The organism is Streptomyces sp. NBC_00083 (genome assembly GCF_026343295.1).
Classification (GTDB): domain Bacteria; phylum Actinomycetota; class Actinomycetes; order Streptomycetales; family Streptomycetaceae; genus Streptomyces.
Window position 1 is genome coordinate 408,783 of sequence record NZ_JAPELY010000004.1, and the last position, 24,528, is coordinate 433,310.

Consider the following 24,528-nt stretch of genomic DNA (forward strand, 5'->3'; position numbering starts at 1 on the left):
GTGACCGGCTCGACGCGCTTGCCGTACGTCCATCAGGCCGCGGTGTCGGACCCCTTCACCCCGGCGAGGAACGCGGTCCACGCTGCCGCTCGGAACACGAGCGTCGGGCCGTGCGGGGCGGCCTTCGAGTCCCGTACCGGCACGATGTCGGGGAGGTCGTCCCGTACTTCCAGGCAGTCGCCGCCGCTGCTGTCGCTGTGCGTTGACTTGCGCCAACGGCCCACTTCGAGGCAGTCGCCGCCGCTCCCACCGCTGTAGCTGGATTTCTGCCAGCGGGCGATCTCCAGGCAGTCGCCTCCGCTCGCGCCGCTGTAGCTGGACTTCTGCCAAGTGGCTTCGCTCAGGTCGTACTCAGGGCTCATCCTCATGCGTGTAATCCTCCGCCAATGACCCGATCAGAGCCAGCGATTGCCGAGGTGACAGAGCGGTGGCGCAGAGGAGTTCAAAGGCCAGCTCATATTGGCCAACAGCTGGCGGATCGTCTTGCAGGCGCCCTGTGCCCAGGCCTTGCAGATAGGCGAGCGGGGGAGCGTCGTCGAAGGCCATCAGCTTGAGGGAGCCTTCCAAGGCCGTGTGAGCGCCGGCCCCAAATGGCAGTACTTGCAGGATGATCCGATGGCTTTCACCCAAGGCCGCCAAGTGGGTCAGCGCCTCCGCCATCACCGCCGGCCCGCCAACCCGCCTTCTCAGTACGGCCTCGTCAACTACCGCCCACAACATGGGCCGTGTTGGATCCGCCAGGAGCTGGGCGCGCGCGAGTCGGGCGGCAACGAGATCGTCGATGTACTCCTCGGGCGCCGTGGGCCGGTACGCCCTGAAGACGGCGCGCGCATACCCCTCCGTCTGAAGCAGCCCCGGGATCAACAGCGGCGCGTACTCGCGGATCGTTGTCGCGACCGCCTCCGCCTCGGCTGCCTCGGCGAAGTGGTCGGGGTACTTGGACTTTGCGGCGGCCACGCAGTTGCGCGTGAAGAAGCCGTCCGTGCCGAGGATCTTGTCGAACTGGCGGGCGTACTCCAGGTGCATGCGGCGGATGCCCGCTTCGAGCTGGCCGATGAAGGACGAGGAGACGAAGACGGGGCTGCCCAGGGCCTCTTGGCTGAGGCCGGCCTTCTCGCGGGCGTGACGGAGTTCGGCGCCGAGGAGGGCGCGCGGGGAGGAGGAGGGGTCGAGGTCCCTCGGTGCTGGCATGCGCAACTCCCTCTGGAACACGCGGGGTTGTTGGATCGCCGACAGTAGTCAGGCTAGCCGCGAACGGCCACGCTGGGTGAGGAAAGCAGCACACTCGGTGGCAGGGAAAGGGATGGGAACATGGCGCTGACGGCGGAGGAGAGGGTGCGTGCGGCGGAGGATGCCGTCGAGCAGCTGCGGGACGGGCTCGCACGGGTCGGCGTGATGCTGCCGTCGCTCAGAATCGACCCGCTGACCTGCACGGGGCACGTGCTGTATCCGCTGATGGATTTGGGGCGCTGCAACATGGACATGGCGCTGCGGCTGGTGGCCGTACTGGCCGGGACGTACGGCCCGAACCACAACTAGCGGCCTGCTAACGGATGTTGTGCCCGGGGCCCCGTACGCTCGGCGGCATGAGCGATGCGGTCGATGCGGGTGCCGAGGAGGTCTCGCCCTGTCGTGGACCGAGCGTCCTCGGCTCGGCAGGTGGCTGGCGGAGCAGGAGGTCGGCGTTCGGGGTGTGGTTGGATTCTTGGGGCATCCCTGAGCCTCGCTCGCCGTCTACGGGCTTGGCGTCCCCTGGGTGGTGGCGGACCAGAAATTGTCGTGGATGTCGGGGCGAATGGGGAACTCGCCTTCTCGCTGCGGAATGTTGGGCTGCGTGGTCGGATCCGGTACTGCCGAGCGCGTGAAGCAGGGGGTGGTGACGCTGAAGAAGAACTGGCCCTGTCCGCCCACGGACACCTCTACGGCGAAGCGGTCCGGAGTCGTCGCGACGATCGATGGGAACTGCCGGCTCGGATTGGTCGAGGTGATCGCATAGCCCTTCGCCCTCCAGGCTCGTTCGACCACGCCGAGAAGGTTCCCGCGGCGTTGTTCGGAGACAACCGTGAGGACTTGGACGAGACGGTCCACGGTGCCGGTGCCCTCGGGCGCGCCTGGCCCCGTGCACCAACTGTCGTTCGAAGGGCCGTGCAGCCAGTGCAGTTGCGGGTGGATCGACGCGAGCGTCTCTTCCAGGATCGCGTCCGACCGCACAGCACCTTGCTGCATGTCCATGGTGGGTTGGTGTCCCTTCGAGGAAGCGGCCTCGCTGAGCAGTCCACAACCGGTCGCCGTTACGAGTAGGAGCGCCGCGACGATGTGGCGAAGCGTTCTCAACGTGGCTCCTGCGTGGTGATGTCGGCTGGATGGCCGGCAACGATGAGCGCAATGTTGCGGGCGGATACTTTGTCTTGCGCGGGCGTGAAGTAGCCCGAATGAGCTCCCAGGTCACCAAGGTGGCCCCAACCGATCACGGGTGGGCCGTCGGCCGTGGCGAAGCGATGCGCGCCGAACGCGTGGTTCGCCGGGTCGGTACCGAAGTACGTCTCGTTGGGGTCCGACATGTTGTGTCCCGCTCTGAGGCCGCCCTCCGCCACGCTGATGACGCCGTCGAGATTACCTTGCATGAAGCCCGCTTCCAGGCCCACAGCGGCACCGACCAGTAGCCCGGTCGCTTCAGTACGGTTGGGCAGTTGCGTCACAATGTCGTTCTTGGCTGCGCCTACATAGACGTGATCCCTGCCTACGCCGAGCTCGTCAGCAGTGTGTGCACCGGTGCCTGGACTGCCTACCAGGATGATGTCGTCGACACCGGGAATTCCTCCTCGGTGCTGGGCCGCCAGGCCGACAGTGAGTGAACCGTAGGAGTGACCGATGGCGGTGATGTGCGGGTCCGCATTCTCATTCGTCACCGAAATGCCGCTCATGAATTGGTTGTAGGCCGGGGCACCTGCCTCGGCGTCACCTCTGCTCATGACGTCCGCGTTGTCGGTCTGGGGGGCGTCGTAGCCGAGCCACACGATGGCCGCGCTCGAGGAGTCGATCTCGCGCGCGCCGATTGCCGTGCGGCGCGCACGATCGACCGTCCCGCCGGCGAACTCTGCATTCAGTGCCGTGCTGAGGCCGGGAACATACGCAGAGACATTCTTCGAAGTGTCGGGGTTTCCGAAGGCGACGATGGCGCGACCGTTTCCCTCCTCACCGATACCCAGGAGGTACATCGGGGGCGCGCCGTCCGTCGGTGTCGCCCGCAACTGATCGTCAAGGGAGCGCAGGCCACCGAGTTTGGCCTGAGCATCGGAGTCGTTCTCCTCCGCCGCCAGCTTTCCGATCAACACCTGAAGGTTGTCACGATTCGCCTCGTCCCTGACCACACTGGGGATGCCGTCCAGATTGCCGAGGATGTCCGGATAAGTGGCCAGATACTCCTCGCGTTCCTTCTCCGTGAGGTAGGACCACCAGGCCTTTCGTTCGGCCGGAGTTTTGTCTGTGGGGATGTCGTTCTTCAAGTAGTGGTCCGCGACTTCGCGGACCGCCGTCGCGTCCGTGGCCATGTCCTCCCAGGTCGCGGTCGCCACGCTCAGACCAGGTTCGGCCTTGAGTTTGCTGAGTGTTCTGCTGAAAAGGTCGTCGATACGGTGGGCGTCACGGAGGGCGTCGGATATCTGGTCCGCGATGGCCTGCGCCTTCGCACGGTTCGGGTTGGTGTCGATGAAGCCCGACGGTGTCTGGGTGAGCGAGGGCGGTCGGGAAAGCAGGGGGGAGCCACCAGCGACAGTGCCTCCCGGGAGGGGCTGCTTCGACATCAGGTTCTCGCCGCCGGGCGGATAGCTCACGGAACCGTCCCCGGCCACGTTGAACTTCAATGTCGCCGCCTCGTCCAGCGCGTCCCTCAGCTTGCGCTGAGGATCGGCAAGTTCGTAGCAGAGCGCATCGATCGAGGTGCGTACCAGGCCACACTCGATGTGTATGTAGTCGTAGTTGCGGTCGAGGCCCCTGAGTCGGGTAGCTGCGCTGTCTGCGGCGTTGCTGATCTGCGACTTCGCGAGCGCACCCAGCATGTCGTTGCTGAGCCGGTCTCGGGCCGCGTCGGCGTGGCGACTGGCGGTGCCCCAGCCGTCGGCCGCGTGTTGCAGCCCGGTGAGTTGGAGGTCGCGGAGCTGTTGCCAGGTGAGCATTCCCGTCACCGGCCCTTCGTGTCGGCCGGTTCCGGGTTTACGTAATCGGCGATCGAGGACTTCACGCCGTGATCCGTATGGCTCATGGTGCCGGCGACTGACCGCAGATTCGGTTCGAGGGCGGCGCACTCGTCGCGGGCAGCGGCGAGTCGGTCTTCCCAGGAGGAGAGGACGGACTTGAGCGCGGCGACGCTCAATAGCCCTGCGGTGCCCGTGTCGATACCCGCATGGGCGCTGGTCAGGCTGTTCTTCGCCGTGTTGCTATCGATACGCAGGGAGTGTGCGGCATCGGCAGCGTCGTTCCAGGGCTTCGGCGTGTGGTGCAGGTCGCCTCCACCGCCCCCCTTCGGAGCGGCAGAGGCCAGTGCCAGGCCCGGAGCTGGTACTCCCGCCTGGTCGAGTACTTGCTGCCAGCTCTCCGAGAATGCCGCCGTACTCACGTCCCCCACGCCCCCTGCCCCTCGTGCGGCCCACTGCCGCCCCCGAACGACGTTAGGCAGATAGGGCTCCGGCCGGGCAAGCGGGTACTGGTGGTTTACCGAAAAAAGGGCGGCAACACGTAGCAGGGGTTTCGAGGGTTACGCAAGAGTGATGCGGCTCAGGTCTCATGAGGGACTGGACCCAGCACGCGTGCCCTTGGGGGTGGGCCTCCCCAGGGCGTGGTGCTGGGTCAGGACGTCCGGTGATGTGGACGCGGCGGTCACATCTCCGCGCGCGCCCGCGCCGCGTCCCGTGGGGCCGGGTGGGGTGGCGGCGGGGTGTTCAAGGCCGCCAGCGTCTCCCGGGTGAAGCCGAAGGCGTATGTCGTCGCGAAGCCGACCGCGTAGCCCGTCGCCAGGCCCCCCGCGTAGATCGCCACCGCCGCTCCCGGGCCGTGGTTGCCCTGGAGGAGGGGGAACAGGGCCCAGCCCGACGGGCCGATCGCTGTCGAGCCCACCTTCGTGCCCAGCATGGAGAACAGGCCCACGAACGCCCCGCCCGCCGCCCCGCCCACGCACGCCGTGACGAACGGGCGGCCCAGGGGGAGCGAGACCCCGTAGATCAGTGGTTCGCCGACGCCCAGGAAGCCGGCCGGCAGGGCCGACTTGATCGTGGCCCTCAGCGACGCGTTGTGCTTCGCGCGCAGGTACACCGCCGCCGCGCACCCCACCTGGCCCGCGCCCGCCATCGCCAGGATGGGCAGCAGCACCGTGTACCCCTGCTGCTCGATCAGCGTGGTGTGGATCGGGATCAGCGCCTGGTGCAGGCCCAGCATCACCAACGGCAGGAACAGGCCGCCCAGGACCAGGCCCGCGAACGCGCCCGTGTGGTCCAGGAGCCAGTTCGCGCCGTGGCCGATCGCCGCCGACACCTCGCCCGCCACGAACATCAGGCCGTACAGGGTGATCAGGCCCGCCGTCAGGACGGTGAGGGTGGGGGTCAGCAGGACGTCCACCGCCTCCGGTACGTGGCGCCGGCACCACCGCTCCACGTACACCGCGATCAGTGCCGCTCCCAGGGCGCCCAGGACGCCGCCCTGGCCGGGGGCGAGAGGCTGCCCGAATACGGTGATCTTCGCCACGCCCGCGAACACGATGATCGACGCCACCGCCCCGCCGAGGACCGGGGTGCCGCCGAACTCGTTCGCCGTGTTGTAGCCGACGAACACCGCGATCAGCGCCATGAACCCCGACGCGATCGCGGCCAGCGCGGGCGTCACGCCCGGCAGCCAACCCAGGTTGACCAGAAGGCCGTTGAGGCCCGCGATGATGCCGCAGCCGATCAGTGCCGGGATCAGCGGCACGAAGATGTTCGCGATCCTGCGCAGGAGGTGTTTGGCGGGGGTGGTGTTCGCCGCCTTGCGGGCGGCCTTCATGTTTGCGCCGCGCGCCGCCAACTCAGCTGCTGTAAAGGGCTGTTCGGGCTCACCGGGTTCACCGGGCCCGCCGGGATCCGTCAGCGTGCGCAGTTCGCCCGTCACGCGGGCCACCGTGCCCGGACCCAGCACGATCTGGTACGTGTCGTCCTCCACCACGCCCAGTACCGCCGGCAGCGCCCGCAACGCCTCGTCGTCGACCAGGGCGCGGTCCTTCAGGCCCAGCCTCAGGCGGGTCATGCAGTGGGCGATCGAGTCGATGTTCCCGGCGCCGCCCACCAAGGGGAGGAGCGCCGCCGCGATGGCGTGGTTCTCGGGCTGTGGCATGACGGGGCGCGCCTTGCTGTGCGGGGGCTCGGGTCAGGGGGCCGCCTGCAACGCCGCACGCAGGTGGCCGCGGGATTCTGTCAGGAGTTCGGCCGCCGTGCCGCCCTCCACGCCGCCCAGAATGACCAGAATCGCGTTCTTCACCTCACCGCCCGTCGCGGCCAGCGCCGCCTCGATCTCCGCGTCGTCCGCGCCGGTCGCCAGGGCCACGATGCGGCGCGAGCGGGCACGGAGCTTCTCGTTGGAGGCCCGTACGTCGACCATCAGGTTTCCGTACGTCTTGCCGAGCCGGATCATCGTGATCGTCGAGATCATGTTGAGGACCAGCTTCTGCGCCGTGCCCGACTTCAGGCGGGTGGAGCCGGTGAGGAGCTCCGGCCCCACCACCACCTCGATGCCGTGCTCGGCCGCCGCCGCGAGTTCGCTCTCCGCGTTGCAGGACAGGCCGATCGTGAGGGCGCCGAGGCGCCGCGCGTGCTCGACGGCGCCGATGGCGTACGGGGTGCGGCCCGAGGCCGAGATGCCGACGACGGTGTCGCGGTCGGTGAGGTGCAGCGCGTCCAGGTCCTCCGCCGCCAACTGCCGTGAGTCCTCGGCGCCTTCGACCGCCTTGACCATCGCCGACGGGCCGCCCGCGATCAGGCCGACGACCTCGGAAGGGTCGGTGTTGAAGGTGGGCGGGCACTCGCTCGCGTCCAGGACACCGAGCCGCCCCGCCGTGCCGGCGCCCGCGTAGACGAGCCGGCCGCCGCGCGCCATCCGCTCGGCCGTGGCGTCGATCGCGGCCGCGATGGCCGGGAGCCGCTCGGCGACGGCGGCCGGGACGGTGGCGTCCTCGCCGTTCATGATCCGCGCGATCTCCGCGGTCGGCAGCCGGTCGATGTCCGCGAGCTCCGGCCGGAACGCCTCCGTGGTGAGCGTGGCCAGCTGAGCGCGCAGCTCGGCGTAGTCGGGGCGGCCGGCGTCGTCGTCCTGGCGCCGGCCGGGGGCGTACCGCTGGTCCTCGTTCTCGTCCTGGCGCTGGTCCTTGGCCTGGTCCTGGGTGGTCATGGTGACGGCGGCTCTTTCTCTGCGTACGGACGGTCGGACGGTCGGGGCGGGTGGGTGTGCGCGGGGATCTGCGGGGCCCTCAGCGCGGGCGTGGGTTGTGGCGGTGCGCGAGGGCCTCGTAGGAGGCGGCGAGGGCGGGCGCCGCCGTCTCGTACGTGCGTTGCGCGATGCCGATGAACAGGCAGTCCACGACGAGCAGTTGACTCGTGCGGGACGACATGGCGGCCGGGCGCAGCTCGCTCTCGCGGGCCGTGGACGTGGTCAGTACGTGGTCCGCGTACTGCGTGACCGCGCCGTCGGGCCGTCCGGTGATCGCGATGGTGGTGGCGCCGTGGTCGAAGGCGACCCGCAGCGGCTCTATGACATCGCTCGTCGAGCCGGAGTGGGTGATCGCGACCGCCGCGTCGCCCGAGCGCAGCTGCACGGCGTTGGTGACGGCCAGGTGCGGGTCGGTGTGGGCGTGCGCGATCAGCCCGATGCGCAGCAGCTTCTGCGCGAGGTCCTGGCCGACGAGGGAGGAGGCGCCGGCGCCGTAGACGTCGATGCGCCGGGCGCCCGCCAGTGCGGCGACCGCCGCGGCCAGCTGGACGGTGTCCAGGGCGGCCGCGGTGTCGGCGAGGGTCTGCTGCTCGTCGTAGGCCAGCTTCGCGACGACGTCCGCGATCGGGTCGTCGACGGCTATGTCGGCGGTGACCGCGGGGGCCCGGCCGGACTGCTGCTGGGCGGCGAGACCGGCGAGCGCGAGACGCAGGTCGCGGTAGCCGGGGTAGCCCAGGAGGCGGGCGGTGCGCACCACCGTCGCCTCGCTGGTGCCGGTGAGCCCGGCGAGGCCGGTGACCGTGAGGGCCGCACAGCCGGCCGGGTCGCCGGCGACGGCCTCGGCGACCCGCTGCATGGAGCGGGTCATGGACGGCGCGAGCGTGCGCACCTTGGCGGCGAGGGCCGCGGGTGCGGGCGGGGCGCCGCCGCTGAAAGTTTCCTTCACGTCATTGGTCACAGGTGAAAGATATTTTCGTCCTCTTTCGGGGTCAACCCCCGGCTCGGGAGAGAATGGGGGGCATGGACGACGTACAACCCCTGGAGCAAGCCCTGCACGCCGCCCGCGCCCTGGTCCTGGCGGATCTCGCGGCGCGGGACGTGGCACACGCCGACGTCGTCTCGCTGGTCGAGGACGCGGTGACGCACCGGCGCTGGTGGGTGGAGCAGTGGCCCGAGGGCACGGAGTACGTCGCCGGGCTGGTCGCCCAGGACGTGCAGGACGCCCTCCTGGAGCGGTACGGCCGCTGGCCGCTGTGTCCGGTGTGCCACGGGGGCGAGCCGCACGCGCTCGACGTGGAGCCGGAGCTCGGGCCCGACCCGCACTGGGTCTGCGCGGAGGCGGGCGTCGTGGTGGCGCCCGTCGGCGGGCTCGGCGGAGGAGAGGCGGGCGGGCTCGGCTGATGGCGCTCTACATCGACCCGCCGACCTGGCCGGGGCACGGCCGCATGTGGTCGCACCTGGTCAGCGACGTCTCGTACGAGGAACTGCACGCGTTCGCGGCGTCGATCGGCTGCCCGCCGCGCGCCTTCGAACGCGATCACTACGACGTGCCGTCGCACCGGTACGAGGACGCCGTGCGGGCGGGCGCGCTGGAGATCGGCTCGAAGGAGCTCGTACGCCGCCTGACGGGGGCGGGGCTGCGACGGCCCAAGGGGCGGCCCGCCTGACGGGGCCGCCGCAGGGGCGCCGGGCGGGCTCCGGCGGGGTCTTCGGGGGCTTCGGCGGGCTCCGGTAGGGTCTCCGGGGGGCCTTGGGAGGCCCTTCGAGGCACCTGCTTGGCCGGAACTTGTACCCGGTTCGGCTGCGGCCCGTAGCCAGACGATCGCGGATCGGCTAACTTCCTTGCCAGTAGTCGTGGTTCCGAAGTCTCAACGCCCGCGGTTTACGCCGTGGGCGTTTGCTGTGCAGCAATGTCCGAGGACCAGGGCGATCACCTCACCCAGGGGTACTGACAAGCCAGTGCCCCGCGATCCTCGACAGGGGAAACACATGGCAACCGGCACCGTGAAGTGGTTCAACGCCGAAAAGGGCTTCGGCTTCATCGCGCAGGACGGCGGCGGCCCGGACGTTTTCGTCCACTACTCGGCCATCAACTCCACCGGCTTTCGCGAGCTGCAGGAGAACCAGCAGGTCAACTTTGACGTCACGCAGGGCCCGAAGGGTCCGCAGGCGGAGAACGTCACCCCTGCCTAAGCGCTGACCCGGTCCGAGCGACCGGGATCCACGCGGAAGCGCCCCGCACCCGAGCGATCGGGGGCGGGGCGCTTTGCTGTGGGGCCGGTCACACGGCCGGTCGCACGGGCGGTCGCACGGCCGGTCACACGCGCGTGTGCGAGGAGGCGGAGGCGGAGGCGGAGGCGGTTGCCTGGTGGCCGACGGTGGCGGCCGGGCCGGCCGAGCGGGCGACCACGCGGGACTGCGACTTGTGCAGCCGCAGCGACGCCGTGACCAGGGCCAGGGCGACGATCGTCATCGCGGCGCCCGCCCAGGCGGTGGCGGCGTAGCCGAGGTTCGCGCTGATCACGATGCCGCCCAGCCAGGGGCCCGCGGTGTTGCCCAGGTTGAACGAGGACGTCGTCGTGGCGCCGGCCAGCGTCGGGGCGGCGCCGCCGACGTTGAACATCCGGGCGTTGAGCGCGGGCGCGGTGAAGAACGCCGAGCAGCCGAGCAGGAACGCCAGGGTGATCGCGACGGCGGGGGTCGAGGCGAACAGGGCGAGCGCTACCAGGAACGCGGTCGAGGCGGTGATGCCGCCGAGCAGTACGCCGAAGAGGTGGGCGTCGGCGACCCGGCCGCCGATCGTCGTCCCGATGAGGGCGCCCACACCGAAGAGGCCGAGCACGGCCGGGACCCAGCCCGCGTCCACGTGCGCGACGTCGGTGAGCAGCGGCTTGAGGTAGCTGAACGCGCAGAACACGCCACCGGCGGCGAGGGCGGTGATCGCGACGGAGAGCAGCACCTGCGGGTCGCGGTAGATCCCCAGCTCCCGCTTGAGCTGGGGCTTCTCGGCGGGCAGCGGGATGCGCGGGATGCGGGTCAGGATGCCGACGAGGGCGATCGCGGAGGCGGCGCCGACCGCCCAGAACGCGGCGCGCCAGCCCAGGTTGTCGCCGAGCAGGGCGCCCAGCGGTACGCCGAGGACGTTCGCGATCGACAGGCCGCCGATCATGACGGCCATCGCGCGGGCCCGCGCGTTCATCGGGACCATCGCGATGGCGACGGCCGCGCCGACCGCCCAGAACCCGGCACAGGCGAGCGCGGACACGATGCGGGAGGCGAAGAGCAGGGCGTAGTTCGGGGCGAGCGCGCCCGCGACCTGGCCGAGGCCGAACACCGTGATCAACGCGACGAGGGTGGTACGGCGGGGCAGCCGCAGGGTGGCCACGGCGAGCAGTGGGGCGCCCACGACCATGCCGATGGCGAAGGCGGAGATGAGCAGGCCGGCCTGCGGGATCGACACGCTCATGTCGTCCGCGATGGCCGGGAGCAGCCCGGTGAGCATGAACTCGCTCGTACCGAGCGCGAAGACGGAGAGGCCGAGGATGTAGACGGCGAGCGGCATACGGCCCCCGGCGGCGGGGCGGGGGCCTTCAGGGGAGGCGGGCTCGGCGGGGGCCGGGGGAGTGCGGGGCGTGGGGACGGGTGCGGGCTCGGGCGTGGGTATGGGCTCGGCGGGCATATCGAGTGCCAACGGGTGGGGGCGGGGTGGTATTCCCGCGGAGCCGCGTGAACGGCACAGCCCCGCGCCCCTAGTAGGGCACCCGGCACCGAGCCGGTGAGCGGGCTACTCCGTGGCGGGTGGGTTGGACTGTTCGTACAGGTGCTGGGCCTCCCGGCCGTTGATCGGGCGGGGGGTGTCGCCGATGCGGCGAAAGCCCGCGCGGTCCAGGACGCGCTGCGAGGGCGTGTTGTCCTCGTCCGTCGTGGCGTACACGGTCTGGACGTCGGGCTGGGCCAGCGCCCACGCCGTCAGGGCGTTCAGCGCCTCCGTCGCGTACCCGTGGCCCCGTACGGATTCCGCCAGGTCGTAGCCGACCTCGACGCGGCCGTCCTCCGGCGGGCCGTGGAAGCCGATGCCGCCGATGGCCCGGCCGTCCTCCGCGCGCACCACGACGTACGCGCCCCACCCCGCGAGGTGACGGCCGGCCTCCATGCCGGACAGCATCTTCGCGGCGGCGAAACGGCTGCCCTCGTCGGGGCCGCCGGGCGCCCACTGCCAGCCCCCGCTCCCGCCCTCGCTGAGCTCTGCCGCCGACGCCCGGGTCAGCTCGTGGAGGGCGACACGGTCGGCCTTGACTGTCACGGGGAGCACGCGGGGTACCTGCTTTCCGTCGGCGGGGCGGGGCGGTGGTGGCCCCGGGCCGAATTATGCGGCGAGGCGGGTCAGTTCCGCCCGGAGATTCTCCTGAGCCGGGGCCTGCCACTCGCGTACGCCGTAGGGGGTGCGGAACAGCCGTGGCAGGGCGAGGAGTTGGCGCAGTACGGCCGCCCGGCCCGCCCGGAACGCCTCGTCCGGCACAAAGGCGTACTCCTCGCGTACGGAGGCGGCGTACGCGGCGTACGCCTGCGGGGCGGCGGCCAGGATCGCGAGGTCCGCGTCGCACAGGACCGCGCCGTTGGTGTCGCCGTCCTCGGGGGCGTGGGTGACGGTGAGCCGGACCAGGCGGGCGACCTCGGCGGTCGCCTCCTCGGTCAACCCGGCTTCCGGCAGCGCGCGTTCGGCGAGGCGGGCCGAGCGCTCCTCGTTCTCCGAACGGTCCGGCAGGTACACGGCGTCGTGGAACCAGGCGGCGAGGCGTACGAGGTCGGGGGCGGCGGCGTGGTCCTGGAGCACGTCGATGTGGTTGAGGACCGCGGTGAGGTGGGCGGTGGTGTGGTAGCGGCGGTGCGGCTCCGCCCAGCGGGCGAGGAGGTTCTCGCCGTAGGGGGCGGGGTCGGCTGCGCCGCGCTGTGGGGGCCGGGGGCGGGCTGCGAGGAGGGTGCTGTGCCAGCGGGCGCGGAGGGTGTCGGGCGGCATGCGGCCGAGGGTATCCGTCGCGGGGTGCCCTGCCGGGCGGGGCGGGTCGGCTCCGGGTGCCCTACTAGGGGCGCGGGGCTGTGCCGTTTGCGCGGCTCCGCCGCGGCGGGCGCGGGTGATCCGCTCGGTGCCGGGTGCCCTACTGGGCGCGGCTGGTCGGCTCCGGGTGCCCTACTAGGGGCGCGGGGCTGTGCCGTTTGCGCGGCTCCGCCGCGGCGGGCGCGGGTGATCCGCTCGGTGCCGGGTGCCCTACTAGGGGCGCGGGGAACTGCGCGGGTGCCCCAGCACGGTCCGCAGACGAAGGCCGGCCGGGGTTGCTGGGGCTTCGCCCCAGGCCCCGGGATGCCCCACCCCGCCCCTTCCCGAAACCCTCCGGGGGCGGGAAGGGGGGGCTGGGGTTCAGGACCTGGGGCTCCGCCCCAGACCCCGTTCGCGCCTTAAGGGCGCTCGTCCTCAAACGCCGGACGGGCTGAAGATGCCGATAGCGGGCGCCCTGCCGAGGGGGAGGGATGCCCCGGCCGGGCGCCCTGCCACGGGCTACGCGTGGGGCTGGGTGGGGGTGAAGGTGCGGAGGCGGAGGGAGTTGGCTACTACGAAGACCGACGAGAAGGCCATCGCCGCCCCCGCGATCATCGGGTTGAGCAGCCCCGCCGCGGCCAGCGGCAACGCCGCCACGTTGTAGGCGAACGCCCAGAACAGGTTGGACCTGATCGTGCCGAGCGTCTTGCGGGAGAGCCGGATCGCATCGGCAGCCGCCCGCAGGTCACCCCGTACGAGCGTGAGGTCGCCCGCCTCGATCGCCGCATCCGTGCCCGTACCCATCGCGAGGCCGAGGTCGGCCTGGGCGAGGGCCGCCGCGTCGTTGACGCCGTCGCCGACCATCGCGACCGAACGGCCTTCCGCCTGAAGGGACTTGACGACGTCGACCTTGTCCTGCGGCATGACCTCCGCGTACACCTGCTCGATGCCGACCTCCGCCGCGACCGCCTCCGCGACGGCCCGGTTGTCGCCGGTCAGCAGGATCGGGGTGAGGCCGAGCGCGCGCAGCCGCTCGATGGCCTCGGGGCTGGTCTCCTTGACGGCGTCGGCGACTTCGAGGACCGCGCGCGCCTCGCCGTCCCAGGCGACCGCGATAGCGGTACGCCCCGCCGCCTCGGCCTCCTCCTTCGCCCGCTTCAGGGCCGGGGTGAGGCCGATGGCCCACTCCGCGAGCAGCTTCTCGCGGCCCACCAGGACCGCGTGGCCGTCCACGACGCCCTGGACGCCGAGGCCCGCGAGGGTCGTGAAGTCCTCGGGGGTGGGCAGGGCGCCGACCTCGGCGGCGGCCCCGTCGGCGACGGCTCGGGCGATGGGGTGTTCGGAGGAGTGCTCCAACGCGCCCGCGAGACGCAGGACTTCGGCCCGGTCGGCGGTGTCGGCGACGTGCACCGCCAGGAGCGTCATGCGGCCGGTGGTCACCGTGCCGGTCTTGTCGAGGACGATCGTGTCGACCTTGCGGGTCGTCTCCAGGACCTCCGGACCCTTGATCAGGATGCCGAGCTGCGCCCCGCGTCCCGTGCCGACCATGAGGGCGGTCGGCGTGGCCAGACCCAGGGCGCAGGGGCAGGCGATGATCAGTACGGCGACGGCGGCCGTGAACGCGGCGGTCAGGCCGGAGCCGGTGGCGAGCCAGACGCCGAGGGTGGCGAGGGCGAGGCCCATGACGACCGGCACGAACACGGCGGAGATGCGGTCGGCGAGGCGCTGGGCCGCGGCCTTGCCGTTCTGGGCGTCCTCGACGAGCCGGGCCATCCGGGCGAGCTGGGTGTCCGCGCCGACCCGGGAGGCCTCGATGACGAGCCGGCCGCCCGCGTTGAGGGTCGCGCCGGTGACGGTGTCCCCGACGGCGACCTCCACGGGCACGGACTCACCGGTGAGCATCGAGGCGTCGACGGCGGACGAACCCTCGACGACCGTACCGTCGGTGGCGATCTTCTCGCCGGGCCGCACGAGGAAGCGGTCGCCGACCTTCAACTCGGCGGTGGGAACGGTGCGTTCGCGGCCGTGGGTGTCGAGGACGGTGACGTCCTTCGCGCCGAGTTCGAGCAGCGTCCTCAGGGCCGCGCCCGCCTTGCGCTTGGAGCGGGCCTCGAAGTAGCGCCCGGCGAGGATGAACGCGGTGACTCCGGCGGCGGCTTCGAGGTAGATGTTGCCCGCGCCGTCCGAGCGGCCGATGGTCAGCTCGAAGGGGTGGGTCATGCCGATCATTCCGGCCGTGCCGAAGACCAGGGCCCACACGGACCACAGGAACGCGGCCGACGTGCCGACCGAGATCAGCGTGTCCATGGTCGCGGCGCCGTGCCGCGCGTTGGTCCAGGCGGCCCGGTGGAAGGGCCACGCGGCGTACGTGACGACCGGCACGGTCAGGGCCAGCGAGAGCCACTGCCAGTAGTCGAACTGGAGCGCCGGGACCATCGACATCGCGATCACCGGGACGGCGAGGGCGATCGCGGTGAGCAGGCGCCGGCGCAGCGGGCGCAGGGCGTGCAGGGCGTCCCGTTCGTCGGCCGCCTCCGCGCCGCCCTCGGTCCCGTGCGCGGTGGGCGCGGCGGACGCCGTGCGTACGGGGGCGGGCTCCTCGGCGGTGTAGCCGGTGGCCTCGACGGTGGCGATGAGCTGGGCGACGGAGACGTCCTCGGTGAAGGTGACCTTCGCCTTCTCGGTGGCGTAGTTGACGGTGGCCTCGACCCCGTCCATACGGTTCAGCTTCTTCTCGATGCGGGCCGCGCAGGACGCGCAGGTCATGCCGCCGATGGCGAGCTCTACGGCTGCCGCGGCCTGGCTGGTGCCCGGGGTGCTGACGCCGGGGGCGCTGGTGCCTGTGGTGGTCATGGGGTGCGGTCTCCTTGGGCGGAGGGCGGGGCGTGCTGTGCGGGCGTCGGCGGCCAGTATACCCCTTAGGGGTATGCCTTGCCGTGGGGCCATGTATACCCCCCGGGCGTATAAGGCGCAAGAGTGCGGCGGATGCGGTCGCCGCCGCGTGTTTACCGTCCGCGCGGGTGGGCATCTCGCGGCGTAGGCTGGTCAATGGACTAGACCTATTTGGGCCGAGCGGGCCCGGGTTACGGAGGAATGGGGTCAGATGAGCAACCGCGCACTGCTTGAGGTGATCGCGCTCGACGCGCAGGACGCCGTCGCGGCCCAGGCCGGCGGGGCGGACCGCCTGGAGCTGGTCACCGACATGGCCGCGGACGGGCTGACCCCGCCCCTCAAGACCTTCGCGGAGATCCGCGCGGCCGTCGACATCCCGCTGCGCGTCATGCTGCGGGCGGCGGACGGGTTCGCGGCGGGCGATGTCGACGCGCTCGTACGCGATGCGGAGGCGCTGCGCGGCGAGGGGGCGGACGAGTTCGTGCTCGGCTTCCTCGACGAGACCGGGGGGCCCGACATGGTGGCCGTACGGGCCCTCGCCTCCGCGCTCTCCGGGTGCCGCTGGACCTTCCACCGCGCCATCGACCGGGCCGCCTCGCGCGACGCCCTGCGCAAGGAGCTCTCGGGTCTTCCGGGGCTCGACACGTACCTCACGGCGGGGTCGCCCCTGGGCGTCGAGGACGGGCTCCCCGTGCTGCTCGCGGAGGCCGGGCGGTGCGACGAGCCGGGCTACGAGCCGCGGATCCTCGTGGGCGGGGGGCTCACCCTCGCGCACCTGCCGGTGCTGCGGGGTGCGGGGATCGACGCGGTCCACATCGGCGGGGCGGCTCGGCCGGAGGGCTGGAGCGGGGGCGTCTCGGCGGACGCGGTCGCGCAGTGGCGGGCCGTACTTGACGCGTAGCGGCCTTTGGGGGTTTTCCCACCCACCCGCCCGCGCGGCAACCTGAGGGTGCGGCCCCCGGGGCTCCGCCCCGAACGAAGAGGCCGAGCCTCGGCACCCTGCCAAGGGCAGCCCACCTGGGGGCGCGGGGAACTGCGAGACGCGGGCACGGTCCGCAGACGAAAGCGGGGTTGCTGGGGCTCCGCCCCAGACCCCGGGATGCCCCACCCCGCCCCTTCCCGAAACCCTCCGGGGGTTGTGGACGGCTGAGGTTCAGGATCCTGGGGCTCCGCCCCAGACCCCGTTCGCGCCCGAAGGCGCTCGTCCTCAATCGCCGGACGGGCTGAGGTGGCCTCGGTAAGGCACCCTGCCAAGGTCGACCTACCCGGGGGCGCGGGGAACTGCGCGAGACGCGGGCACGGTCCGCAGGCGAAGGCGGGGTTGCTGGGGCTCCGCCCCAGACCCCGTTCGCGCCCGAAAGGCGCTCGTCCTCAAACGCCGGACGGGCTGAAGATGCCTCTGCAAGGCACCCTGCCAAGGTCGACCCACCCAGGGGCGCGGGGAACTGCGCGAGACGCGGGCACGGTCCGCAGGCGAAGGCGGGGTTGCCGGGGGCTTCGCCCCAGGCCCCGGGATGCCCCCTCCGCCCCCGCGAGGGCCGTGCACTCTGCGTCAAGAAACCGTGCACCCCGTGCCAACGACTTCCCCCGCCGGCTACGGCAACGTGAACCCCAGCCGCCGCCCCGCCCGGACGGGCGCGAAGAGGTTCACGGGGGTGACCTCTTCGCGCTCGTCCCCCCGCCCCGCGACACCCACCTGCGCCCACACCGTCTTCTGCGGCGGCAACCCCTCCACCGTCCCCCAGTGGTCCGCCAGCATCTGCACCAGAAGCAGGCCCCGACCCGACTCCGCGTCCTCCGCCGGCACCGGCGCCACCACCGGCAGCGTCCTGTCCGCCCGCGTGTCCGTCACCTCGATCCGCAGAACGCCGTCCTCGCGCAGCAGCAGCCCCACCTCGAACCCCCGCCCCGACACATACGCGTGCAGCACCGCGTTCGCCGCCAGCTCCGCCACGAGCAGCCCCGCCGTGTCCGACGCCTCGCTCCCGTGCGGCACTCCCCACGCGTCCAACTGGCCCTGCGCCAGCCTCCGCGCCAGGCTCGCCGCCCGCCGCGTCGACGCGAACCGCTTTCTGAACACACGTACGGCTACGGGGAGTTGGCACGCGCCGGGTCCTGTTTCGAGGTGCATAACGCCAGCCTGGACGGGCTGCGGCCCCAGTTGCCAGACCTTCGCCGTGTACGCACCGCGAGCGTACGCGCACGCGCTGTAGACGGTACGAGGCCGGTGCCGTAACCCTGGGTGAGTTGCGTACGCGGGGCGACTCGTTCACCGGGAGGTGGCCGTCGATGGCACAGGACCACGAGAAGCGTGAGGGGCAGGGGGAGGGGGAGGGGGCGGTGCGTGATGCGGAGCCCGATCCGTCCGACAGTCTGAAGACGTTCGGCGCGGTCGTCCAGGCCCTGCGCGAACACGCCGGCCTCAGCCGCGCCCAACTCGCCGCGCTCGTCGGCTACTCCACGCACACGGTCACCTCCGTCGAGCTGGGCCGCCGCATGGCCGACCCCGACTTCGTCGAGCGGGCGGAGAGCGCGCTCGGCAACACGGGGGCGTTGCGTCGCTCCGCGAAGTACCTCAACCGGCAGGCCGGACTTGCGACTTGGTTCCGCAAGTGGGCCCGCTTGGAGAAGTCGGCGATCAGCCTGTACACGTACGAGTCCCGGCTCGTCCCGGGTCTGCTCCAGACGGAGGCCTACGCCCGGATCCTGTTCCGGGAACAATTGCCGCCCCTCGCCGACGCGCAGGTCGAGGCCAACTTGAAGGCCCGGCTGGAGAGGCAGCGGCTGCTCGCTGGGCGCCCCAACACCGCGTACAGCTTCATCATCGACGAGTACGTTTTCGCCCGACGGACGGGCGGCCCGGACGTGACGCGTGAGCTGATTGATCACGTGCTGGAGAGCTCGTCAGCGAGGAACGTGGAGCTCCAAATTCTCCCGATGGATACGGGAGTGCACGCAGGGCTGGCAGGGCCAATGCAGCTTGCGGAGACTCGACCCAGCCAGTGGTCCGGCTACTGCGAAGGGCAGGAGAGCGGCCTGTTCGTCTCCGACGCCAAACTGATCAGCACGCTTCAGATGCGGTATGCGAAACTGCGGTCACAGGCCCTTACGCCTGAACAATCGGTGGGCCGACTGGAGCTACTGCGAGGAGCGCCATGAGCACAACCGAACTGAGCTGGTTCAAGAGCACCTACAGCAGCGGATCCGGCGACAGCTGCGTCGAAATCGCCCTCGACTGGCGGAAGTCGAGCTACAGCAGCGGGTCCGGCGACGACTGCGTCGAAGTGGCGACCTCCCCCGCCCTCATCCACGTGCGGGACTCCAAGGACAAGGCCGGGCCCCAGCTCGCCCTGAACCCCCTCGCCTGGGGCGACTTCGTGGCGTACGCCAAGCAGGGGGCGCGGGGCTGAGCCCCGCGTCAGGCCAGGCCCGCTGCGATGGCGCGGCGGACCGCGTCCGCGCGGTCGCGGATGTCGGCCTTCGCGAACAAGTTGTTGATGTGCGTCTTCACCGTCGCCTCGCTGATGAACAGCTGCTGGGCGATCGCCCGGTTCGGCAGGCCCTGGCCGATCAGGGCCAGCACTTCGCGTTCGCGCGGAGTGATGTCGTCCGGCAGCGAGCGGGACGGGCCCGGGGCGGCGGCGGGGCCGGTGCGGACCGTGGCCAGGAGGCGGTCCTGGACTTCGCGGTCCAGGACCGACTGGCCCGCCGCGGCGGCGCGGATCGCACGCGCGATGTCCTGGCGCCCGGCGTTCTTGGTGAGGTAGCCGCGCGCGCCCGCGCTCAGCGCCGCGAGGATCGAGTCGTCGTCGGCGAAGGTGGTCAGGACCACCACGGCCACCTCCGGGTGCTCCTCGGTCAGCCGCCGCGTCGCCTCCGTACCGTCCATCACCGGCATGCGCAGGTCCATCAGGACCACGTCGACAGGGCCCGCGGCGACCGCGGCGAGCACCTCCGTGCCGTCGGCGGCGGCCGCGACGACCTCGATGTCCTCGGACAGGCCGAGCACCGCGGCCAGCGGCTCGCGCACCGCGGCCTGGTCGTCGGCCACGATCACCCTCAACCGCCGTGTGCCCTGCGTCGGTTCGCTCACTTCTCCACGCACCTCGTCGCTCATCCCGGGATCACCGCTTCCACGTGCCAGCCGCCCTCGTAGGGGCCGGTGACGACCGGGGCCGCCGTGATCGTGCCGTTCAGCAGGGCGACCCGTTCCCGCATGCCGATGAGGCCCATTCCGCTGCCGACACCGGCGTTCACCCTACGGGTCGCCGGGCCGTTGCGTACGGCCAGCGTCATGGACGCATCGGCGTACGTCAGCTCCACGGCGACGGGGCCGCCCGGCGCGTGCCGGGCCGCGTTGGTCAGGGCCTCCTGGGCGATGCGCAGCAGATTCTGGGTGACCCGGGACGGCACGTCGCGGACGGTGCCGGTGACGGTCAGGACGTCGCGGTGGCCGGAGGAGTCGAGCATCGCGGTGAGGCTCTCCACCAGCGGCAGGGAGTCCTCGCGCAGCGCGTGCACGGTCCACTGCGCCTGCTTGAGGCTCTCCTTGACCATGCTGTGCGCCTTCTGGTTCGCCTCGCGGACCTTGTCCAGGTCGCCGGTGTCGATGAGCGCGTCGGCCAGCTCCAGCTGCATGTTGATGCCGGCGAGGGAGTGGGCGAGGACGTCGTGCACGTCCCGGGCGATCCGGCCGCGCTCGGTCAGGACGGCGGCCTGGGCCTCGGCGCGCGCGGCCCGCTCGGCGGATTCGGCCGCTTCGAGCGCCGCCACGACCGCGCGGTGCCGGCTGCGGTTGAGCATGCCGATCAGCGCGGGGGCCGCGGTGGTGAAGCCGAGGGTCCAGGGCAGCAGGTCCTGGCCGACGCCGAAGCGGAAGTACAGCACCACCATGCAGAGCACGCCGCACGCCAGGGCGAGCGTGATGGCCGTACGGGGCTCCAGGCGGAACCCGATGTGGCCGACGATGAAGTACGCGAAGAGGTAGCTGGCGCCCGCGGTGCTCACGCCGATCAGGGCGACCGCGGCGAGAACACCGAAGGTCAGCCAGGCGAGGGTGAGGCGCGGCGAGATCCTGGCTTCGGGGACGTGCCGGACCGCGAGCGTCAGGGAGTTGAGCAGGAGCAGGACCGCGCAGGCGAGGCCGCGACCGCTGAGGCCGATCGGCTGGATCGTCCAGACCGCGGTGGCGATGACGAGCACGGTGGGGATCCACTGGGTGCGCGGGTCCTGGCCGGGCACGACCCGAGGGCCGGTCCCCTGGTGCGGGGCCGGCCCGTCGGGCGGGACGCTCTGGGTTTTGGGCTGGTCATCGGGCACGGCGCGACCATAGCCGACGGGGTGGGCGCCGATCGCGGCCCGGCCGTGGGAGAGGGGGCGCATCGTCAGACCGTACGGTCGAGCGTGCGGACCTCGGCGTACGTCCTGGACGCGGTGGCCTGGTCGCGGCGGGCGGCGACCATGCGGCTCCGGATGAAGATCGTGGCGACCCGGGTGACCACTTCGGTGACCGCCATCAGGACGAACGCGGCGACCCACGCGTCCTGGGTGGTGATGTCATGGGCGACGCTGAACTGCGCGACGGTGTGCGCGCCGCCGTGGTCGACCCACACCTGGAAGCCCATCCGGGCGCCCATGCCGAGCACCCACAGGACGGCGGAGACGACGCCCGCCTTGATCAGCAGGTGCTCGCCGGAGACGCGGATCCGGGTGTAGATGCCGCCGGCGATGCCGAGCGCGGCACCGGCCGCGACGAGGACGCCGATGAGGACGAGGTCGTTGCCGGCGGTCGGGATGGAGGTGAGGTAGCTCTGCGCCACGAAGGCGACGATCCCGAGGGGGATCAGGAAGGTCTTGAGGTCCAGCTTGCCTTCCCGCAGCTGCCGGAAGACGACGAGGACGAGTGCGATGTCGGTGAGCCAGTCGGTCGTTGTCATGCCTCAAGACTGTCCTCACCAGGCGTTATGCGCCTGGACCCATGGGTGGAGGCGGGGGTGGAGATGCGGCGGTGCCCAGGGTCCACCCGGGGCACGCCGGGGCCCCCGTCCCCGCAGGCGACGTGGCGGCGCCGGGCGGGCGAAACGGTGAGATCCTGGAAGCGTGGTACTGGGCCCGAGGCTCCGAGGCCCGAGGGAGGCATGTCATGCGCAAAGTCGCCGACTGCCGGGACTACCCGAGCGAATCGAATTGCAGCCTGACGATTTCCGGTGAGGAAGAGGAAGTCGTCCGTGCGGGGGCCGAGCACGCCGCATCGGTGCACGGCCACACGGACACCCCCGAACTGCGTGAACAGCTGCGGAAGATGCTGAAGGACGAGGAGACCGTCTGAACCTGCTGCGCGCACGTGCCGCGCCCGGTGGGAGGGAGCGGGGCACGTGCTGCCGCCTGTGCTGTTCCCGTGCTGTTCCTGTGCGTGACGGGTCCCTGCTGATGGCTAGCCCGCGGCACCCGGCCGAGCGAGCTGGGGCGGGAGCGGGGAGGCGTGGAGGACGGTGAGGCCGGAGACCGCGCGCGTCAGGGCGACGTACAGGCGGCGCAGACCGGTGCGTTCGTCCGGCTCGCCCCCGACCACGGCGGCGGGCTCGTCGAGGACCACGTAGTCGTACTCCAGGCCCTTGGCGAGCGAGGCCGGGACCAGGGTCAGACGGGACTCGGACGTCGTCTCCTCGCCCGGCGCGAGGCAGGGCAGACCGGCCGCCTCCAGCGCCTTGGCCAGGACCGGAATGCGGGCGTCGGCGGCGATCAGACCGATCGAGCCCTCGTGCGCCAGGGACGCCACGCACGCGGCCACCACGTCCGCGTCCAGGTCCGCCGACTCGCGGACCGTCAGCGAACCCGGCGTCTCTCGCACCGACTCCACCGCCGTCAGGCCGGGCGAGATCGAGGGCAGCAGCTTCGAGGCGTACGCGATGACCTCGCGCGGCACACGGAAACCGGCCGTCAGCTCCTCGACGACCGCCTCCTCCTTGCCGAGATGGCGCAGGGCCTCCGCCCAACTCGCCGTCGCCCAGGGCGTGGTGCCCTGCGCCAGGTCGCCCAGCACCGTCGCGGAACCCGTCGTGCAGCGCCGGCCGACCGCGCGGTACTGCATGGGGGAGAGGTCCTGCGCCTCGTCGAGGACGACATGGCCGAGCGAATGGGTGCGGGCCACCAGGTCGTTCGTCTCGTCGATGAGGACCGCGTCCGCCGCCGTCCACTTCGCCGACTTCACGCTGCGGGCCGGCTTGGGCGTCAGGATCGCCCGCTGCTCGTCCGCGGTGAGGACGCCCTCGGCGTGCGCCGCCAGGAACTCGGGGTCGTTCAGGAGCCGCAGCACCAGCTTCGCCGGGTCCACCGGCGGCCAGATCGCCTTGACCGCCGCCTTCACCGCGGTGTTGCGGGCCACCGCGTCCTGCACCCGGTCGTCGGGGGCCTCGCCCGCCTGCTCCATCCGCACCAGGACCGTGTGCGCGATGCGCTGCGGCAGGGCCTCGCGGGCCGCGCCGTAGCGGATGTCACGGTCCGTCAACTGCTCGACGATCTCTGTCAGTTCGTACGCGGGCACCCGCCAGCGGCGCGAGCCGCGCACCACGACCAGCGGCTCGCTCGGCGTCGTCACGTGCGACCACACCGCGCGGCGCAGCACCTCGGCCATGCGGGCGTCGCCCTTGATCACGGCGGCGGTCGCGGGGTCGGTGCCGCGCACCTCGACGTCCTTCGCCACGAGGTCGTCGACGGTTGCCTGCTTCACCTCCAACTCGCCCAGCGCGGGCAGGACTTGCTCGATGTAGTGCAGGAACGACCGGTTCGGCCCGATGACGAGGGTGCCGGTGCGGGCGAGGCGCTCGCGGTGCGCGTAGAGGAGGTACGCGACGCGGTGCAGGCCGACGGCGGTCTTTCCGGTGCCGGGGCCGCCCTGCACGCAGACGCTGCCGCTCAGGCCCGACCGTACGATCTCGTCCTGCTCGGGCTGGATCGTCGCGACGATGTCGCGCATCGGGCCCACGCGGGGGCGCTCGATCTCCGCCTGGAGCAGCTTGCTGGTCTGCGCGGCCTCGGCGGGGTCCATGAGGTGCTCGTCCTCGTACGCCGTCAACTCGCCGCCGGTGTAACCGAAACGCCGGCGCAGCGCGACGTCCAGCGGGTCCTTCTTCGACGCGCGGTAGAAGGGCTGCGAGACGGGGGCGCGCCAGTCGATCACCATCGGGTCGCCGTCGGCGTCGTGGACGTGGCGCCGGCCGATGTAGAACCGCTCGCCCTCGGCCCCTTCGGCGAGCTCGACGCCGGGGGCGTGCAGGTAGTCGAGGCGGCCGAAGAAGAGGGGGGTGTGGGAGAGGTCCGCCAGGGCCTTGATGCGGTCGTCCATCTGGCGTTGCAGGACGGCGGCGTTGACCCAGTTCGCGGTGACGTCCTTGATGTCGAGGGCTTCGACGTCCTCGCGCATCGCGCGGAGGGCCGCGCGGGAGGCGGAGAGGTGGGTGCGTTCGTGGTGGAGGGGGTTGGGGGTGTCGTGCGCGGGCACGGGTTGCCTCCGGCGGGGGTGGGTGGTCACGGGTCGGGCCGTGCGGCCGGGTGCGGGGCGGCGGGCCTCGCGGTGCTGGGCCGTACGGGGGCCTCCCGGTTTCCGGACGGGGGGCGGCGCTCCGTGGGGAGGCGGGGGGAGGGGAGTCTAGCCACCCGCCCCAACGAGGTCGAACCCTTTTACCCCCGCCCCCCCCGGGGCTCGGCCCCAGACCCCGTTCGTGCCCGAGGGGCGCTCGTCCTCCATCGCCGGACGGGCTGGGGTGGCCCGTGCCGGCCGTGCCGGCATCGAGGGAGGAGGACTTTGGTCCGTCCCGTAGGGGACCGGGTCGGACCAGGGGAGGACTCGGGGGTGCGAAAGGTTCCGCCCAAGGGTCGATGTGCCGGGGATGTCCGGAATCCATCATGGAGGTATGAGTACAGCGACCTTCACCCCGGCCCCGACCCCCTCCGCCGGCCCCGGCGCCCCGCGTGGCGCCACCGCCTCCGGTGCCGCCCCGCACCGTCCCCACATGATCGGCAACGCCGTCCGGGCCGCCAGAGTCCTGGCCGGTGCCGCGTTCAGCGTGGTCGTGATGGGCGAGTTCGCGGAGGAGGCCGGCGTCCACCGGCGTTCGCGCTGACGTCGGCCTCGACGCCTCGGATCGGGCGCGCGG

At 71.7% G+C, this 24,528-nt stretch carries 26 protein-coding genes; 9 read left to right on the forward strand and 17 right to left on the reverse strand.

The window, feature by feature from the left end:
• Nucleotides 1-32: 32 nt before the first annotated feature.
• The gene (locus OOJ98_RS31970) at nucleotides 33-368 is read right to left on the reverse strand and encodes a DUF397 domain-containing protein (protein ID WP_267058595.1); all 336 of its coding nucleotides are present in this window, start codon (nucleotides 366-368) and stop codon (nucleotides 33-35) included.
• Nucleotides 352-1,191, reverse strand: a complete 840-nt coding sequence (locus OOJ98_RS31975) for a helix-turn-helix transcriptional regulator (RefSeq protein ID WP_267058596.1) — start codon at nucleotides 1,189-1,191, stop codon at nucleotides 352-354. The genes OOJ98_RS31970 and OOJ98_RS31975 overlap by 17 nt, the downstream gene beginning before the upstream one ends.
• Before the next feature lie 120 nt (nucleotides 1,192-1,311).
• Here OOJ98_RS31975 and OOJ98_RS31980 point away from each other — a divergent pair, with 120 nt between their 5' ends.
• Nucleotides 1,312-1,539 (forward strand): hypothetical protein, encoded by a 228-nt coding sequence (locus OOJ98_RS31980; protein WP_267058597.1) that lies wholly within the window; start codon nucleotides 1,312-1,314, stop codon nucleotides 1,537-1,539.
• Between the two features lie 195 nt (nucleotides 1,540-1,734).
• On the opposite strand, the gene OOJ98_RS31985 is transcribed toward OOJ98_RS31980, so the two are convergent.
• The 6 genes from OOJ98_RS31985 to OOJ98_RS32010 form a co-directional block, all read right to left on the reverse strand.
• A complete protein-coding gene (locus tag OOJ98_RS31985; RefSeq protein WP_267058598.1) occupies nucleotides 1,735-2,232 on the reverse strand; it encodes a hypothetical protein in 498 nt (165 codons plus the stop codon).
• Nucleotides 2,233-2,330: 98 nt separating this feature from the next.
• The gene (locus tag OOJ98_RS31990) at nucleotides 2,331-4,175 is read right to left on the reverse strand and encodes an alpha/beta hydrolase (RefSeq protein ID WP_267058743.1); all 1,845 of its coding nucleotides are present in this window, start codon (nucleotides 4,173-4,175) and stop codon (nucleotides 2,331-2,333) included.
• A 5-nt stretch (nucleotides 4,176-4,180) separates the two neighbouring features.
• Nucleotides 4,181-4,615, reverse strand: a complete 435-nt coding sequence (locus OOJ98_RS31995; protein ID WP_267058599.1) for a hypothetical protein — start codon at nucleotides 4,613-4,615, stop codon at nucleotides 4,181-4,183.
• A 260-nt stretch (nucleotides 4,616-4,875) separates the two neighbouring features.
• On the reverse strand, nucleotides 4,876-6,357 hold the full coding sequence (locus tag OOJ98_RS32000) for a PTS transporter subunit EIIC (RefSeq protein WP_267058600.1): 1,482 nt from the start codon (nucleotides 6,355-6,357) through the stop codon (nucleotides 4,876-4,878).
• A gap of 33 nt (nucleotides 6,358-6,390) precedes the next feature.
• Entirely contained in the window at nucleotides 6,391-7,407 is a 1,017-nt protein-coding gene (murQ, locus tag OOJ98_RS32005) for an N-acetylmuramic acid 6-phosphate etherase (RefSeq protein ID WP_267058601.1), read from the reverse strand.
• A gap of 79 nt (nucleotides 7,408-7,486) precedes the next feature.
• On the reverse strand, nucleotides 7,487-8,404 hold the full coding sequence (locus OOJ98_RS32010) for a MurR/RpiR family transcriptional regulator (RefSeq protein ID WP_267058602.1): 918 nt from the start codon (nucleotides 8,402-8,404) through the stop codon (nucleotides 7,487-7,489).
• A 62-nt stretch (nucleotides 8,405-8,466) separates the two neighbouring features.
• Between OOJ98_RS32010 and OOJ98_RS32015 the strand changes: the two genes are divergently transcribed.
• From OOJ98_RS32015 to OOJ98_RS32025, 3 genes are all read left to right on the forward strand, one after another.
• The gene (locus OOJ98_RS32015; protein ID WP_267058603.1) at nucleotides 8,467-8,847 is read left to right on the forward strand and encodes a hypothetical protein; all 381 of its coding nucleotides are present in this window, start codon (nucleotides 8,467-8,469) and stop codon (nucleotides 8,845-8,847) included.
• Nucleotides 8,847-9,113 (forward strand): DUF4031 domain-containing protein, encoded by a 267-nt coding sequence (locus OOJ98_RS32020; RefSeq protein WP_267058604.1) that lies wholly within the window; start codon nucleotides 8,847-8,849, stop codon nucleotides 9,111-9,113. Before OOJ98_RS32015 ends, OOJ98_RS32020 begins: the two co-directional genes overlap by 1 nt.
• 322 nt (nucleotides 9,114-9,435) lie before the next feature.
• Nucleotides 9,436-9,639, forward strand: a complete 204-nt coding sequence (locus tag OOJ98_RS32025; protein ID WP_053724154.1) for a cold-shock protein — start codon at nucleotides 9,436-9,438, stop codon at nucleotides 9,637-9,639.
• Nucleotides 9,640-9,763: 124 nt separating this feature from the next.
• Here the strand turns inward: OOJ98_RS32025 and OOJ98_RS32030 are convergent, their stop codons facing one another.
• The 4 genes from OOJ98_RS32030 to OOJ98_RS32045 all read right to left on the reverse strand — a co-directional run bounded on the left by OOJ98_RS32030 (nucleotide 9,764) and on the right by OOJ98_RS32045 (nucleotide 15,334).
• The gene (locus OOJ98_RS32030; RefSeq protein WP_267058605.1) at nucleotides 9,764-11,008 is read right to left on the reverse strand and encodes a Cmx/CmrA family chloramphenicol efflux MFS transporter; all 1,245 of its coding nucleotides are present in this window, start codon (nucleotides 11,006-11,008) and stop codon (nucleotides 9,764-9,766) included.
• A 222-nt stretch (nucleotides 11,009-11,230) separates the two neighbouring features.
• On the reverse strand, nucleotides 11,231-11,758 hold the full coding sequence (locus tag OOJ98_RS32035) for a GNAT family N-acetyltransferase (RefSeq protein ID WP_267058606.1): 528 nt from the start codon (nucleotides 11,756-11,758) through the stop codon (nucleotides 11,231-11,233).
• A gap of 54 nt (nucleotides 11,759-11,812) precedes the next feature.
• The gene (locus OOJ98_RS32040; protein ID WP_267058607.1) at nucleotides 11,813-12,463 is read right to left on the reverse strand and encodes a hypothetical protein; all 651 of its coding nucleotides are present in this window, start codon (nucleotides 12,461-12,463) and stop codon (nucleotides 11,813-11,815) included.
• A 537-nt stretch (nucleotides 12,464-13,000) separates the two neighbouring features.
• Nucleotides 13,001-15,334, reverse strand: coding sequence for a cation-translocating P-type ATPase (locus OOJ98_RS32045; protein WP_267058608.1), 2,334 nt, complete (start codon nucleotides 15,332-15,334; stop codon nucleotides 13,001-13,003).
• A 250-nt stretch (nucleotides 15,335-15,584) separates the two neighbouring features.
• Between OOJ98_RS32045 and OOJ98_RS32050 the strand changes: the two genes are divergently transcribed.
• On the forward strand, nucleotides 15,585-16,274 hold the full coding sequence (locus OOJ98_RS32050; RefSeq protein ID WP_267058609.1) for a copper homeostasis protein CutC: 690 nt from the start codon (nucleotides 15,585-15,587) through the stop codon (nucleotides 16,272-16,274).
• A gap of 693 nt (nucleotides 16,275-16,967) precedes the next feature.
• Here the strand turns inward: OOJ98_RS32050 and OOJ98_RS32055 are convergent.
• Entirely contained in the window at nucleotides 16,968-17,504 is a 537-nt protein-coding gene (locus OOJ98_RS32055; protein WP_267058610.1) for an ATP-binding protein, read from the reverse strand.
• A 158-nt stretch (nucleotides 17,505-17,662) separates the two neighbouring features.
• Between OOJ98_RS32055 and OOJ98_RS32060 the strand changes: the two genes are divergently transcribed.
• On the forward strand, nucleotides 17,663-18,532 hold the full coding sequence (locus OOJ98_RS32060) for a helix-turn-helix transcriptional regulator (protein WP_267058611.1): 870 nt from the start codon (nucleotides 17,663-17,665) through the stop codon (nucleotides 18,530-18,532).
• Complete coding sequence (locus OOJ98_RS32065; protein ID WP_267058612.1) at nucleotides 18,529-18,783, forward strand: DUF397 domain-containing protein; 255 nt, start codon at nucleotides 18,529-18,531, stop codon at nucleotides 18,781-18,783. The genes OOJ98_RS32060 and OOJ98_RS32065 overlap by 4 nt, the downstream gene beginning before the upstream one ends.
• Nucleotides 18,784-18,791: 8 nt before the next feature.
• On the opposite strand, the gene OOJ98_RS32070 is transcribed toward OOJ98_RS32065, so the two are convergent.
• Genes OOJ98_RS32070 through OOJ98_RS32080 form a run of 3 tightly spaced genes read right to left on the reverse strand, consistent with a single transcriptional unit; the run spans nucleotide 18,792 to nucleotide 21,309 of the window.
• Complete coding sequence (locus OOJ98_RS32070; RefSeq protein ID WP_267058613.1) at nucleotides 18,792-19,466, reverse strand: response regulator transcription factor; 675 nt, start codon at nucleotides 19,464-19,466, stop codon at nucleotides 18,792-18,794.
• A gap of 20 nt (nucleotides 19,467-19,486) precedes the next feature.
• Nucleotides 19,487-20,755: a sensor histidine kinase gene (locus OOJ98_RS32075; RefSeq protein WP_267058614.1), complete on the reverse strand. Its 1,269-nt coding sequence runs from the start codon at nucleotides 20,753-20,755 to the stop codon at nucleotides 19,487-19,489.
• A gap of 2 nt (nucleotides 20,756-20,757) precedes the next feature.
• On the reverse strand, nucleotides 20,758-21,309 hold the full coding sequence (locus tag OOJ98_RS32080; protein ID WP_267058615.1) for a hypothetical protein: 552 nt from the start codon (nucleotides 21,307-21,309) through the stop codon (nucleotides 20,758-20,760).
• 206 nt (nucleotides 21,310-21,515) lie between these two features.
• Between OOJ98_RS32080 and OOJ98_RS32085 the strand changes: the two genes are divergently transcribed.
• Entirely contained in the window at nucleotides 21,516-21,701 is a 186-nt protein-coding gene (locus tag OOJ98_RS32085; RefSeq protein WP_267058616.1) for a DUF1059 domain-containing protein, read from the forward strand.
• 105 nt (nucleotides 21,702-21,806) lie between these two features.
• Here the strand turns inward: OOJ98_RS32085 and OOJ98_RS32090 are convergent, their stop codons facing one another.
• Entirely contained in the window at nucleotides 21,807-23,873 is a 2,067-nt protein-coding gene (locus tag OOJ98_RS32090) for an ATP-binding domain-containing protein (RefSeq protein ID WP_267058617.1), read from the reverse strand.
• Nucleotides 23,874-24,285: 412 nt separating this feature from the next.
• On the opposite strand from OOJ98_RS32090, the gene OOJ98_RS32095 reads away from it, so the two are divergent.
• Nucleotides 24,286-24,495 carry a hypothetical protein gene (locus OOJ98_RS32095; RefSeq protein ID WP_267058618.1) on the forward strand — a complete coding sequence of 70 codons (210 nt, stop codon included), beginning with the start codon at nucleotides 24,286-24,288 and terminating at the stop codon, nucleotides 24,493-24,495.
• Nucleotides 24,496-24,528: the final 33 nt, after the last annotated feature.